The sequence below is a fragment of the Thermococcus sp. JdF3 genome, assembly GCF_012027495.1.
In the GTDB taxonomy this organism is placed as follows: Archaea; Methanobacteriota_B; Thermococci; order Thermococcales; family Thermococcaceae; genus Thermococcus.
Window position 1 is genome coordinate 209,458 of record NZ_SNUK01000003.1, and the last position, 14,179, is coordinate 223,636.

Genomic DNA, 14,179 nt, shown 5'->3' on the forward strand with positions numbered 1-14,179 from the left:
CTTTCATTTTTCCACACCTTTATCCGGTGGAGCGTAGAAGTCCGGGAAAAGCTTGACCTCCTGGACGTAGCTCCTACGGAGCCTTAAAGCTGTGTAAGCCCTCTCAAGCTCCCTGCCGAGGTAGAAGGCGTGCCTTGGACCTATCTCAAAGCGCTCAAGGATCGTGTCGATTATCGCGTTCGGCTCGTCGCCCACTATCGTCAGAATGGCCTCGGTTCCTCGATGGGCGTTCACCCATATCCTTCCGTTTTCGACCCAGATGCGAAAGTAGAGTGGCTCAAGCTCCACCGGCCTTTCCCTGGCCTCGACGACCTTTTCAGCCGGCTCGAAGCTCCACTCCGGGCTTCTCTTCTCCTTTAAAATCAGCAGGTCGAAGCCTAAATCCTTCGGCATCTCAAAGAGGTTCATGTCTATTGCCCTTCTAAGCTCCCTTACAGAACCCCTCGCCTTTGCGCTCGTCTCCGTTGTGAGAAGCAGGTTTATTGAAAGCTCCCTCGCGATTCCAGCGAGCAGGGCGTTCATCCCGACGCTGTCGGCGTCGTAGAGCTCGACGACGTTTCCAACCCCCGCCAGAAGAACATCGTCCGGATTCCTCTCGCGGTAGAGCTGGAATGCCGTTACAGAGCGCGCCAGATGGGGGACGTGCTCGAGTATTAAATCCGGGATCACCACCTTGTAACCGAGGTCAAGGGCCCTTTCCTTCAGCCCCTCAAGGAACTCGACCCTCTCAGCAGGTTTGGTCGGGAAGAAGCCTTCCTTCTGGTTGGTCGGGATTAAAACGACGGGCTTTTCGGTTACGAGTTCCTCAAGGTTGCCGGCATCAACGCTCAGGAGGAGGTCGGCGTAGCTCAGGGCCTTCTCGATTTCGGCCGTGTTGAGCGAGTCAAAACTTACCGGGACGTCGAAGCCCTTCTCTTTAAGCCTCTCGCGTATTTCAGGGATCAGCTCGATGAAGTCGAGGTTCGTCTCGCCCGCTATCATCCCGATGTCGATTATATCGGCTCCCTCGCGGAGATAGTGGAGGGCCTTCTCAACGGTTCCCTCAACTCCGAGCCTCGGGGCATCGACGACCTCGCCGAGTATCCTCGCCGGAAAGTCCCTTCCGACCGGAAGATTCCCTATGAGGACGTTCCAGGGCTTTTTGAGGGCTTTCTCAATGTAGTTCCTGTTCCTCGTTTTGTTCCTTATGTCCTCAACCCTCCTGAGGGCGTCGAAGGAGAAGAGCTCGTCGGCCGGAACCTCTTTGCTCAGTTTGAAGCCGTTTTCAACCGCCTTCAGCGTCTGGGGAATGTCCATCGCGTTCCTGGGCCCCTTGAAGGCGGGGATTCCGAGTTCGTCTTCTATGATTTGAGCAGAGCCGCGAACGAGACCTGGAATCAGAATCAGGTCGTAGTCGTCGCTCTTTATACCGGCCTTTTTTAGATAGCGGACTATCATCCCGGGCGTTAGGAAGGCGGCAACGCTCACCGGTGTAACGAAGACGTCGCAGCCTTCTCCGTACTTTCTAACGAGGGGTTCCGCGAGCCTGCCCGTAACCAGGAGAATCCTTTCACAGGGGATTTCGCTCATGTTACCAGATAGCACCCGGGGCCTTTTAGGGTTTTGGCCGGCGAAAGGTTTTTGTTTCCCCAAATCCAATCAACTCAGGGTGGTAATATGGTCGGAAACGGTGCCGTTGGAATAGTTTTTGGTGAATCAAGCACGGATCACTTCACGTTCATAGTGAACCCGAGGAACGAGCTGCCCCGCTTCGGGGAATTTCTGGTTGTTAAGAACCGGGACGGGGATGAGGTTTTGGCGCTTCTGAAGTCAATTAGAAACGTAAACTGGCTGATGGACGCCGGCAGGGGGAGCTATGACTACGTCGAGAAGACCGTGAACGTATTCTCAAAGGGAGTCCTGGACAAGAGCGAGGCGATTCTGGCGACGGCGAAGGTTCTCGGTGTGCTGAGGAGGCACGACGGTGAGTTTCTGACGAAGCCCGCCCCGAACCGCGTCCCGATAAAGCCGGGCGAGAAGGTCTACCTCGCGAGGGACGAGGACCTCCAGAAAATCTTCTCGGAAGGGCACATACGTCTCGGCAGGCTCATCGCAAGGGAGAACATAGAGGTGGGGCTGGACGCCAACAGACTCGTCTCGAGGCACTTCGCGGTCCTGGCCGTCACGGGTGCAGGAAAGTCCAACACGATAGCGGTTCTCACGAAGGAGCTGGTGAGCAGCGTCAACGCTACGGTTGTTATTCTCGACCCCCACGGGGAATACCAGAGGCTCAGCTGGCCCGGCGCGCGCGTGAACCCGATAAGGGCCACGATAGATCCGGGGAGGATAAGGCTCAGCGAGTTCGCCACGCTGCTCGGGATAGCTGAAAACGCCAGTCTGCAGAGACGCTTCCTGGGGCTGGTTTACAGGACGGTCAGGGAGGAGATGCGGAGGAAAGGGCAGGTCGTCGGCGGAATTGCCTTCATCCACGAGATGGAGGATAAGATAGAGGAGTGGATAAGGGTTTACGAGAACACCGACGACAAGATCATCCACTACTACGACGAGAAGGGCATAGAGACGCCGAGGAAAATACAGTCAAGGGACATAGAGGCCCTCATAAGGCTGAAGGACTACCTCAGCGAGCTCAGGGCCAACTTCGGCGAGTTCATAAGCCCCGTCAACGTGCTGAGCGAGATAAGACCGGGGATGGTGAACGTTATAGACCTCAGCGGAATGGAAGAGGAGCAGATGATAACGCTGGCGAGCTTCGTTCTTCGCGGAATCCTCAAGAACAGGATAGACTACGTTAAGGGCGTCAGAACCAACGACAGGGCCCTCGTTAGGGAGGTTTCCGAGAGGTATCCCGCCCTAACGAGGCCCGTGCTGATCATAGTGGAGGAGGCACACATATTCGCGCCGAGGGGCGAGAAGAACCCCGCAACTCTGTGGCTCGGCAAGATAGCGCGCGAGGGCAGGAAGTTCGGCGTCGGCCTCGGAATAGTGTCGCAGAGGCCGAAGAAGCTGGACGACGATATACTCAGCCAGACGAACACCAAAATAATCCTGAAGCTCGTCGAGCCGAACGACCAGCGCTACGTCCAGCAGGCGAGCGAGCAGATAAGCGAGGATCTGCTGAGCGACATTGCCTCCCTCGGCGTTGGTGAGGCCGTCCTAGTGGGTTACGCGATAACGATCCCGGCGATGGTGAAGATATACAGCTTCGAGAGGGATATGAACGGCCACTACGGCGGCGGGGACATAGACATCGTCGGCGAGTGGCTCGCGGGGAGGGATGAGGAAGAGGAGATAACCGAGGAGGAGGCCATAGAGGCCCTCCCGCTGTGAAGCCGGTGATGAGCCATGAAGTTCGCGCACATCGCCGACGTCCACCTCGGCAGGGAGCAGTTCAACCAGCCCTTCCGCTACGACGACTACCTCAAGGTCTTCAGGGAGTCCATCGAGAAGGCCGTGAAAGCCAGGGTGGACTTCATACTCATCGCCGGCGACCTCTTCCACGTGAGCAGGCCGTCCCCAAAGACGATACGCGACGCGGTTGAGGTCCTTGAGCTTCCGAGGCGGAAGGGAATCCCGGTCTTTGCGATAGAGGGCAACCACGACAAGACCATAAGGGAAACCTCGGTCTTCGACCTCCTCGAGCATCTCGGGCTGATATACACCGTCGGGCTGAAGAGGGAGCCGAGGGAGGGCGAGTTCCAGAGGAGCAGGAAGATAAGTGAGAACCGCTACCTCGTCTGGGGACAGGTCGGGGACGTTGAAATCCACGGCCTCAGGCACCACACCCGCTGGCAGCTCATAAGGCAAGACGGCGCTGTAAACGTTCTCAGGGCACTCTTCAAGGGAAAGAAGGGCATCCTGATGCTCCACCAGGCGGTCGATTACCTCGCCAAGGACACGCCCTACAAGGACGCCTTTGACCTGAAGCTCAACGAGCTTCCCGACGGCTTTTCCTACTACGCCCTCGGCCACATCCACGTGAGGAGGATAGCGGAAACGGCCCAGACAGGCCTGAGCGGGCCTCTGGTCTATCCGGGCTCGCTGGAGAGGACGGAGGTAAGGGAGGCGAGCCACATAATCCGCTACTCCCTGAGGGACAAAAAGCCGAAGGTAATGGAGAGCAGAGAGGGGCCGAAGGGTTTCTACATCGTCGAGGACTTTCAGCCGGAGTTCGTAGAGGTCGATGCGAGGCCGTTCTACTCGATCAGGGTGGAGGGGAGCAGCAAGTCCCAGCTCAGGAAGAGGGTTGAGGAGGCCGCCTCGCTCGTCCCGAAGGACGCGATAGCGGTTATAACGCTCGAAGGGACGATTAAAGGCGGAGTGAGCCTGGCCGAGTTCAACGACCTCCTTAAAGATTCGGGGATAATGTACTACACCTTCAGGAGCAGGGTCGTCGGGGAGACGGTGCTTTCCAGGGAGAAGCTGAGCGAGGAGGAGCTGTTCACCGAATGGGAGCGGGAGCTCCTTCTGAACCTGAGGGTCTCCCCGAAGGAGTTCTCCGAGGGGCTCACCGAGTTCGTCTCCTGGCTGATTGGGAGGTACGAGAAGGGAATCCCGGAAAAAGCTCAGAAAGTTCTGGAGACTGAAAGGAAGGAAGAACTCGAGGAGAAAGTGTCCAAGAGCACCTCCAAGCCGGAGAAGCCCAAACCGGAAAAAGATCCGGGGAAAGAGCCTCCCAAAAAACCCAAACCCGTTTCCAAGCCCAAAAACCCATCGAGCCTCGACGCGTGGCTCAGGAGGGGTAAGCCGTGAGGATAAGGAGGATAAAGATCAGGAACTTCAGGGCACACGAGATGAGTGAGGTGGAGTTCAGCGACGGCATAAACCTGCTGATAGGACAGAACGGCGCAGGCAAAAGCTCGATACTCGAGGCGATTTTCGCGGCCCTCTACATGGGGCACCCGAGCTTCCCGAGGGGCTACCTTCAGGCAAACACCCGCGTGGGCTCGACCGGCGGACTGGGATTAACGCTGGAGTTCGAGCACAACGGGAAGAGCTACAGAATCGCCAGGGACTCCAAGAAGAGCGAGCTCCTTGAGGACGGGAATATGATAGCGGAGAAGAGCTCCGACGTGGCGCGCTGGGTCGAGAGGAACGTCTACCCGATTCAGGTGTTCACCAACGCGCTCTACATAAGGCAGGGTGAGATAGAGGGCATAATCACGAACCGCGAGGTAATGGAAAAGGTCCTGCGCAAGGTTCTGGGCATAGAGGACTACGAGAACGCCGAGAGGAACGCGGCTGACGTGATAAGGGAACTCAAGCGGAGGAGGGAGTACCTCAGGAAGCTCATCGAGAGAAAGGCCGAGGTGGAGGAGAACCTCCGCGAGGCTCAAAGGCGCTTCTCCGAGACGCTGAGGAGGATAAGCGAGCTCCGGAAGCGGGTTGGAGAACTCGAAGAGGCCTTCAGGAAAGCGGAGGAGGATTACTCGCGCCTCAAGACCCGGAAGGGAGAGCTTGAGAGCCTGGAGAAGAAGAGGGCAGTCCTGGAGCAGAGGATAGAGGCCGAGAAGGGTAGAATAAAGGACTATGAAGCCCAGATCGAGGAAGTAAAGAAGGAGATAGGAGAACTTGAGGAGAAACTCGCACGCCTCAGGGAGCTCGAACCCCTCGAAAAGGAGTACCTGAAGCTGAAGTCGCTCCTCTCCCTCAAGAACGAGCTGTCGAAGCTTGAAACCGCCGAAGCAAGACTGGCAGAGAAGAAAAAGGTCTTTGAGGAGAGGGTCGCCAGGATCGGTGAGGTCTCCGCAAAGATAGCGGAGCTCGAAGGGGAGGAAAAGTCCCTCCGCGAGACCTACGAGGAGCTGAAGAGGAAGAACGGCCTCTACCAGCGCGCCCTCCAGAGGAAGGCCGAGGCGGAGCGGTACCTGAGGGAGCTCGAGCGGGCAGGGGTTACCCCCGAGAGCCTGGAAAAGGAGCTAAAAGCGGTTGAGAACGCCAAGGAGGAGCTTGAGAACCTCCGCGGGGAAGTGACCGGAATAAGGGAGGAGATCGCGACTCTCAACGGACTGAAGGAGAGCCTCATCGAGAACCTCTCGAAGCTGGAAGGCGCCAGGGTCTGCCCGCTGTGCAAGAGGCCCATCGAGGAGCACGACGAGGAGGAGATACGGGCCGAGTACGACGCCGAGATAACCTCCATCGAGAAGAAGCTGAATAAGTTATCAAAGAAGCTCAAACAGCTCAATGAACGGGAAATCGAGCTCAAGGGGATTATCAAGAGGGAGTCAAAGCTCATAAGGCTGAAGAAGACGGCGGACCTCCTGAGGGAGGTCGAGGAGAAACTGGCGAAGTACGACCTGGAGGAACTCGAGAAGGCCGCGGAGGAGTTTGAAAAGGCCAAGGCAAGGCTCATCGAGATAAAGAAGGAGCTGAGGCACCTCAGGGAGGAGCTTGAGGAGCTTGAGAAAGCAAAAGACGAGCTGGGGAGGATAGAGAAAAAGCTCCAGGAGATAGGCAGGGAAACGAGGAGGATAATGGAAAGGCTGAAGAACGAGGGCTTCGGCTCGTTCGAAGCTGTTGAGGAAAGGATGAAGGAGCTCGAACCATCTTACCGCGAGTACCTCTCGCTCAGGGACGTCCCGGCCCGGCTTGAGAGGACAAAGAAGAAGCTATCTTTCCTGGAGAAGAAACACGATGAGAGTGTTGAGGCCCTGGGAAAACTGGGGGAAGAGCTCAAGAAGCTGAGGACAGAGATGGAAAAACTCTCGCGGGAGTTCTCGGAGGAAGCCTACGCCGAAGCGGAGAAGAGATACATGGCAACCATGAGGGAACTTGAGAAAGCCAGAACGGAGCTCAAGGGCGCTGAAGAGCTGAGGGACGAGGTAATGAAGCTCCTCGACGAGCTGAAGGCAAAGAAGAAGGAGATAGAAGGGGCCGAAAAGGAGCTGGAGACCGTCGAGAAGGCCATGGCAGACATGATCGCTTTCAAGGAGAAGGTAGCGAGGCTCAAGGCCGAGGAGGAACTCAGGGGGCTCGAGGAGGTACAGAAGCTCGCCGGCGAGACCTTCTCGGAGATGACGGAGGGCAAGTACCAGGGGATAAAGCTCAAACGCGAGAAGAAGTTCGGAAAGGAGCGGATAGAGCTGAAGGTGCTCTACGCCGGCAACGAGGTCGGTCTGGAATTCCTGAGCGGTGGGGAGAGAATAGCGCTCGGCCTGGCCTTCCGCCTGGCGCTCTCGCTCTACAAGGTGGGGAACCTTGAGCTTCTGATCCTGGACGAGCCCACGCCCTTCCTGGATGAGGAGCGCAGGAAGAAGCTCGTGGAGATTATATCGAGCCAGTTGAGGAAGATACCGCAGGTCATAATAGTCTCCCACGACGAGGAGCTGAAGGACGCGGCGGACTACGTGATAAGGGTCCTGAACGTCGGCGGCAAGAGCCGCGTGGAGGTGGAGAGCATTGGAGCGTATTAGCGACGCCCACGTAAGGGCGATGAGGGACTACCTGAAGAACCAGCTGGAGCTCATGGAAGAACTCACCCGGGAGATATCGAAGAGCTACCAGTGGCTGCCCTTCCCCGAGCCCAAAAGGGCCAGCGTTTACGCCGTTGACGGCAGCAGAATGATGAAGCGCCTCAGCGGGGCGATAATCTACGGCGTCGCCTCGGTCGCCATCGGGGAGAACCTGTACCACTGGAGCGAAGTCGGCTTCGTGTCGCCGTACAAGCACGTTGACGAGAGGATAAGGATTCACATGGAGCTCCTAGAGAAGCGCATAGGGGCCATGGCATCGGAGATGGGGGCCGAGCTGGTGCTGATGGACGGCACGATAAGCGGCTCGATAATTCGCCCTCCCAGTTACATAGGAAGTAACACCGATAAGATGTTCAGGAGGCACAGCGACGAGCTGGTCGCCCTGGCGGATGGCTTTCTGAAGCTCCTGGACGAAAAATGGGAGTCCTGGCTGGAGACCCTTGAGAGGGACGGCATCATAAACGCCCCGACTCTCGTTGCGAGGGGGGACGGCAGGAAGGGAATATTCACGCTGCTCAAGGAGAGGGGCGTCGAGGAGGCCAAGATAACCCGCTGGCAGGACGATTACGAGGACGTGATAATCCTCCTGGAGTACCTCGAGTTCCTCCACGCCCTCGACAGGCTCCTCGCATCCAGAACTGCCGCGATAGCCAAAACCTTCTACCGCGACGATATAGTAAGGCAGGTAAGACCGGGCACCCCGATGCTCGACGTCCCTGTCCTAGACATGATTTCAAAGGAAGCGGGCTACGTACCGTTCAGGTACTCGAGGGAGGAGAAGAGGAAGTTCCCAGATGTCGTGGAGAAACTTATGGACATGGGGCACTTCGGGAACCTCATGAGGCTCCTCGACAAGACCAAAGACGGCTACAGAGTAAAGGTGCAGCCTTTCTACGTTCGCTTCGTGGACGGCGGCGTCATATACCTTCTGGAGGTACCCGGTGAGAGCGAGCGGGATGCCCTCGAAACCCTGTCGATGATACTCTCCGTCGCAGAGGATGAATACGTTATCCCGCTGGAGTACGCCCACCATTCGGTGGTCATTAAAAAGAAGGAGTTCGACGCCTACGTGAGCGCCGTGCTGAGCGCGCTGGTGGGGGAGGACGAGGGGTTCCTCAGCTTCCTCCGCTACGGCAGGGAGCCGCTGGAGTGAGACCCATCCAGCGGGCCAGCCCCCCATCGGTGGGTTAAGAATCATCCTGGAACAGCTTCACGGGAGGTTTAAAACAAGAAAAGCCCGAGGTCACTCAAACCCCGGCTTTCTAATTTTCACAACCTCTCCATTGACCAGCGTCGGCGGAACCTCGCCGTTTTTGAAGGCTATGAGATTCCTGGCCACGAGCTCGGCCATGCCTTCTCTGGCACCGTGGGTGGCGCTACCTATGTGGGGGGCCAGAACCACGTTGTCGAGGCTGAAGAGCTCCTCGTGGTAGTACGGCTCCTCTTCGTAGACGTCCAAACCGGCCCCGGCTATCCAGCCCTCCTTGAGTGCCCTTACGAGCGCCTCCGTGTCGACGACCTTGCCCCTCGCTATGTTGACGAGTATCGCGGTGGGCTTCATGAGCTTAAGCTCCCGTTCGCCCATCATGCGGTGGGTCTCCTTCGTCAGCGGGACGGCCAGAACCACGAAGTCGCTCTCGCGCAGGAGCTCGTTGAGGGGCCTGAACTCCGCGTTGAGTTCCTTTTCTACCTCCGGCTTCCTCGCTCTTGAACTGTAGAGTATCCTCATGCCGAAGCCCCTGGCGCGCCTTGCTATCGCCTGGCCGATTCTCCCGAAGCCGACTATGCCGATGGTCTTTCCGTAAACGTCGTGGCCCAGCAGCATCCTTGGGTGCCAGGCTATACCGCGCTTTTTCCATTCGCCCGAGCGGATGAACCCGTCCGCCTCTATGAGCCTCCTTGCGGCGGCGAGCAGAAGCGTCCAGGCGAAGTCAGCGGTGGCGTTGGTTAGGACGTCGGGGGTATTGGTGACGTATATCCCGCGCCTCGTTGCTTCCTCAACGTCTATGTTGTCGTAGCCCACCGCATAATTGGCCACTATCCTCAACCTGGGGGCGCTGTCAAAGACTTCAGCGTCAATCCTCTCGCTCAGCATGGTAACGAGGGCGTCAACGTCGCGAACCTTCTCGAGCAGGACTTCCCGCGGAATCTCGTGCTCGTCCTCCCAGACCTCGACCTCAAAATGCCGCCTCAGGAGTTCGATGCCGTTTTCGGGAATGGCGCGCGTGATGAAGACCTTCGGCCTCACAGTCTCACCTCCGCATGGAATTCAGAGAGTTTGAAAGGGAACGGATAATCACACCATCACTTTTGCCTTGAGACCGGCTATCCTGGTTATCCTCTCCGCCAGCTCCATGAATGCCCGGGCACCGGCAGAGTTCGGCCTGTACTCGACGACGGGAATGCCCTCAAGCGTCGCCTCCCTTACCGGCGGGTCCTCCGGGATAACCGCCAGCAGGGGAATCTCCATGACCTCCTCCGCCACATCGGGCGGGATGTCGTTATCGCTCCTGCCGTAGCGGTTGAGCACGAAGCCCAGAACAACAAGGCCGGCTTTTTTGAGAACCATCCCCACCTTCATCGTGTCCGTGATGCAGGATATCTCGGGGTTCGTGACGAGCAGAACCTCCTCCCCGCTCATCATTGCGTTCATGGCGTCCATCTGGAGCCCCGCGGGGGAGTCGATTATCACGAAATCAAAACTCTTTTTGAGGGGTTTTATGGTTTCGGGAAGCTTCCTCGGATCCGCCCGAATGACGTGCTCCCAGTCTATAGAGGCAGGAATAATGTGGACGTTCTCGTAGGTCGTGGCGTATATGGCATTGTTTATGTCCGTCCTGCCGGCGAGGACGTCGTGGATCGTCGTGTAGGCGTCGTCTATTCCCATAACCAGACTCAGGTTTGCCATGGTTAAATCCGCATCCACGGCACAGACCTTGTATCCCATTTTACCAAGTGCTATGGAGAGATTCGCGGTCGTGGTGGTCTTTCCGGTGCCCCCCTTGCCGGAGGCTATTGAGATAAGCCTTCCCATCGTCCCACCCATTCTGTTTTTCGGCTAAACCTTTATGAACCTTTAGCCGCAGAGGCCGTTGAGCGAGAAAAGAGGTGAGAGAGATGAAGGTATTCGTTGTAGATACGAGCGTTATCGTCGATGGCAGGCTCACGCAGTTCCTATCAACGCTCAGCGAGAAGGTCAAGGTTGTCATTCCCGAAGCCGTCATCGCCGAGATAGAGCACCAGGCCAACGAGGGAAAGGCCATAGGGCACGTGGGCCTCGAAGAGCTCAAAAAGCTCCGCGAGATGGCGGACAGTGACAGAATCCTCCTCGAGTTCTACGGAGAGCGGCCCGAGCTCTGGCAGATACGGAGGGCGAAGTCCGGCGAGATAGACAGCATGGTTCGCGAGGCCGCACAGGCCCTCGGAGCGACGCTCATCACGGGCGACAGGGTTCAGAGGGACGTGGCCATCGCCAAGGGGATAGACGTGGTCTATCTGACCGCGAAGAAGGAGGTACAGCACCGCCTCGAGGACTTCTTCGATGAGACCACGATGAGTGTTCACCTCAAGGGCGGCATGAGGCCGTTCGCAAAGAAGGGTCGGCCCGGCGAATGGAGGCTCGTGCCCGTCCGCGAGGAGCCGCTGAGCGATGAGGAGCTGGAGGAGATAGCCGACGACATAGTGGAGAGGGCCAGGCGCGACCCCGAGAGCTTCATAGAGCTCGACGAGCCCGGAGCAACGGTGGTTCAGCTCCGCAACTACAGGATAGTCATCGCCAAGCCACCCTTTGCGGACAGGATAGAGATAACGGCAGTTAGACCCGTCAGGAAGCTGAGCATAGAGGAGTACGAGCTGAGCGAGAAGCTGTTGGAGAGACTCAAGGACAGGGCGGAGGGAATCCTCATCGCCGGAGCGCCGGGAGAGGGGAAGTGTTTGCCGCCGGACACACCGGTTCTCCTCGCGGACGGAACCTTTGCTCCCATCTCCTCCCTGAGGCCCGGGGAAGAGGTCATAACACTGTCCCATAATGGTGTGAGCGTCCAGAAAGTCGAAAGGGTTTACAGGAGGGAGGAAGGGCGGCTTATCAGGCTGAGAACCGCAACAGGGAGGGAGATAGTTCTCAGCCCCAACCACCCAGTCCTGACGATAAGGGAAGGTTTCGTCGTCTGGGAGGATGCAGGAAACCTTGAGGTGGGGTCCCCCATAGCGGTTCCGGGCAGGATTGCAGTGAGAGCAACGCTTCCAAAGCGAGTTTGGGTCGGGGAACTTGTGGGTGAGGGCTTTTTCGCGCGGTTGAGGGACGGGAAAGTCGTTCCACTCTCTGAGGCAGTCCCTGAGGAGACCGTTGGCGTCTTCTACAGGGGCAAAAACAACAGGAACTCGCGTGAGATACCACCGTTCATCCAACTCAACGAGGACTTCTTTGAGTTCCTGGGCCTGATGTGGGCGGAGGGCTCTGGGAGTACCTTTGAGTTCAACAACTTCGACGAGAACCTCGTGAGGCACTTCAAGCGCCTGGTGACGTCGATCTTCAGGGTCCCGAAGGAGGAGTTCTACTACGTCAGCCCAGGAAGACTGCGCCTCAGAAACTCCAAAACGATTGAAAAGCTCCTGCGCGCCCTGGGCTATCCCGAAAAGAAAAAGGCGAGGACAGTAGGGATTCCCCCCTTGGTGTTCAGGGCAGATGAGCGCAGGATAGCGTCCTTCCTAAGGGGCGTGTTCGAAGGGGACGGGTACGTGGGGAAGGAGCTCGAGATAGCAACGGCAAGTAAAAGTTTTGCCTTCGGGCTTCAGTACCTTCTCCTGAGGCTCGGTATACCCTCCATAGTGGCCGAGAGGGAAGTTAAGGGTCTCCCCCAGTACAGGGTGCTCATAAAGAACTCCGAGGGTATAAAGAGGTTCTACGAAACGGTCAGGCCAAGGTTCAAAGTGGCCGGGTTTGAAAGGCACCTCAACGTCCGCTCGAATCCCAACATAGGAACCATCCCCGCCGGTGAAGCCGTCAAGTCCCTCGGAATTCTCCTCAGAAAGCCCATGAAGGGCCCCCTCAAGAGCTCATACTCCAAGGACAGACTCAGGAGGGTTTACTCGGAATACCTCCAGCTCTACAGGGAATACCTCGGAATAGAGTGGGCAGTCAAAAAGCTCGCCCTTTACTCAAAGGAGCTTGGCAGGTGGAGGGAGGTAGTGGAGTTCATTCACTCGAGGGTTCCGATGGACTTCTACAAGAGGAACGGCATCGATCCCGCGGGGCCAGAGCTGTGGCTGGAGGAGAAGAGAACCCCGATGCCTTCCACGATAGGGAAGCTACTGGACGCGTTTTACCGAGAAACCGGGCTCCTGAAGGAAGAGGCCGAAACATGGGGGGTAATTTCCAGTGAGATCCGGGGCCTGCTGTCCATCGTGTTCGAGAAGATAGGGCGTGCCACGTGGGGAGCTGTTTCACGGCCCATGCTGAGCCTCTTCCTGTCCGGCTCCGAGATGCGGGTTACATCACTCAAAAAGCTTGTTGACGGGGCGGTCGAGGAGTACTACACCAGGGCCAGCTTCATCGAGGAGTATCTGGCCCACCTAGAGCTCATGCTCGACGAGAACCTCTTCTGGGACAGGGTCAAGGGGGTTGAAGAGCTGACGGGCAGCTTTGAGGTCTACGACATAACCGTGCCAAACCACAATTTCATAGCAGGAACCGCGCCGGTTCTTGTCCACAACTCGACCTTCGCCCAGGCCCTGGCGGAATGGTACGCGGGCATGGGTAAGATAGTGAAGACCATGGAAAAGCCCCGCGATCTCCAGGTGGGCGAGGAAATCACCCAGTATACGGCCCTGAGCGGCAGGATGGAGCTGACCGGCGATATACTGCTCCTCGTCAGGCCGGACTACACGATATTCGACGAGATGAGAAAGACGAGCGACTTCAAGATCTACTCGGATTTAAGGCTCGCCGGCGTTGGAATGGTCGGTGTCGTGCACGCAACGAAGCCGATAGATGCAATCCAGCGCTTCATCGGAAGGGTCGAGCTGGGAATGATTCCCCAGATAGTTGACACGGTCCTGTTCATCAAGGCAGGGAGGGTCGCGAAGGTTCTCACGCTGGAGTACCTCGTCAAGGTGCCGAGCGGCATGAGGGAGGAGGACCTCGCCAGGCCCGTCATCGAAGTCCGCGACTTTGAGACCGGCGAGCTCGAGTACGAGATATACACCTACGGCGAGGAGATAAGCGTCGTCCCGGTGAAGAAGGAGGAGAAGGCCCCCGCACTAAAACTCGCGGAGAAGAGGCTCAAGCAGGAGATAAAGAAGTTCCTGCCCGATGTCTATGCGGAGGTCGAGATAGTCAGTCCCCACAAGGCGGTGATCTACGCGGACGAGTTCGACATCCCCGCGATAATCGGAAAGAAGGGCAAGAGAATCACCGAGCTGGAGAAGAGGATAGGGATAAGCATAGACGTCAAGAGCTTCACCGAGCGCGAGGAAGCCAAGCCCAGGGAGAAACTCCCCGTGGAGATCGAGGAGAAGAAGAAAACCATAGTCCTCCGCGTCTCACCGGACTACGCGAAGAGGCCGCTCAAGTTCTACGGCGGCGAGCAGTACGTCTTCACGGCCACACCGAGCAAGAAAGGGCTCGTGAAGGTCAGCAAGAGCACGCCCATAGGTAAGGAACTCAAGAGGCTCATCGAGGCGGGGATACCCATCTGGGCGACAGCCTGACC

At 57.5% G+C, this 14,179-nt stretch carries 8 protein-coding genes; 5 read left to right on the plus strand and 3 right to left on the minus strand.

Annotation, left to right across the window (positions count from 1 at the left end; translation table 11 throughout):
- Window positions 1–3: 3 nt before the first annotated feature.
- Window positions 4–1,569 carry a dihydropteroate synthase-like protein gene (locus tag E3E42_RS06175; protein ID WP_167903409.1) on the minus strand — a complete coding sequence of 522 codons (1,566 nt, stop codon included), beginning with the start codon at window positions 1,567–1,569 and terminating at the stop codon, window positions 4–6.
- Between the two features lie 87 nt (window positions 1,570–1,656).
- Between E3E42_RS06175 and E3E42_RS06180 the strand changes: the two genes are divergently transcribed.
- Genes E3E42_RS06180 through E3E42_RS06195 form a run of 4 tightly spaced genes read left to right on the plus strand, consistent with a single transcriptional unit; the run spans window position 1,657 to window position 8,622 of the window.
- Window positions 1,657–3,327, plus strand: coding sequence for an ATP-binding protein (locus E3E42_RS06180; RefSeq protein WP_167903411.1), 1,671 nt, complete (start codon window positions 1,657–1,659; stop codon window positions 3,325–3,327).
- 15 nt (window positions 3,328–3,342) lie between these two features.
- Window positions 3,343–4,749 (plus strand): exonuclease SbcCD subunit D, encoded by a 1,407-nt coding sequence (locus E3E42_RS06185; RefSeq protein ID WP_167903413.1) that lies wholly within the window; start codon window positions 3,343–3,345, stop codon window positions 4,747–4,749.
- The gene (rad50, locus tag E3E42_RS06190) at window positions 4,746–7,409 is read left to right on the plus strand and encodes a DNA double-strand break repair ATPase Rad50 (protein WP_167903415.1); all 2,664 of its coding nucleotides are present in this window, start codon (window positions 4,746–4,748) and stop codon (window positions 7,407–7,409) included. Before E3E42_RS06185 ends, rad50 begins: the two co-directional genes overlap by 4 nt.
- A complete protein-coding gene (locus E3E42_RS06195) occupies window positions 7,396–8,622 on the plus strand; it encodes a DNA double-strand break repair nuclease NurA (protein ID WP_167903417.1) in 1,227 nt (408 codons plus the stop codon). Before rad50 ends, E3E42_RS06195 begins: the two co-directional genes overlap by 14 nt.
- A gap of 90 nt (window positions 8,623–8,712) precedes the next feature.
- Here E3E42_RS06195 and gyaR read toward each other — a convergent pair whose 3' ends face one another.
- On the minus strand, window positions 8,713–9,717 hold the full coding sequence (gyaR, locus tag E3E42_RS06200) for a glyoxylate reductase (protein WP_167903418.1): 1,005 nt from the start codon (window positions 9,715–9,717) through the stop codon (window positions 8,713–8,715).
- Window positions 9,718–9,765: 48 nt separating this feature from the next.
- A complete protein-coding gene (gene minD, locus E3E42_RS06205) occupies window positions 9,766–10,503 on the minus strand; it encodes a cell division ATPase MinD (RefSeq protein WP_167903419.1) in 738 nt (245 codons plus the stop codon).
- Between the two features lie 83 nt (window positions 10,504–10,586).
- Between minD and E3E42_RS06210 the strand changes: the two genes are divergently transcribed.
- Window positions 10,587–14,177: an LAGLIDADG family homing endonuclease gene (locus tag E3E42_RS06210; RefSeq protein WP_167903420.1), complete on the plus strand. Its 3,591-nt coding sequence runs from the start codon at window positions 10,587–10,589 to the stop codon at window positions 14,175–14,177.
- Window positions 14,178–14,179 lie beyond the last annotated feature (2 nt).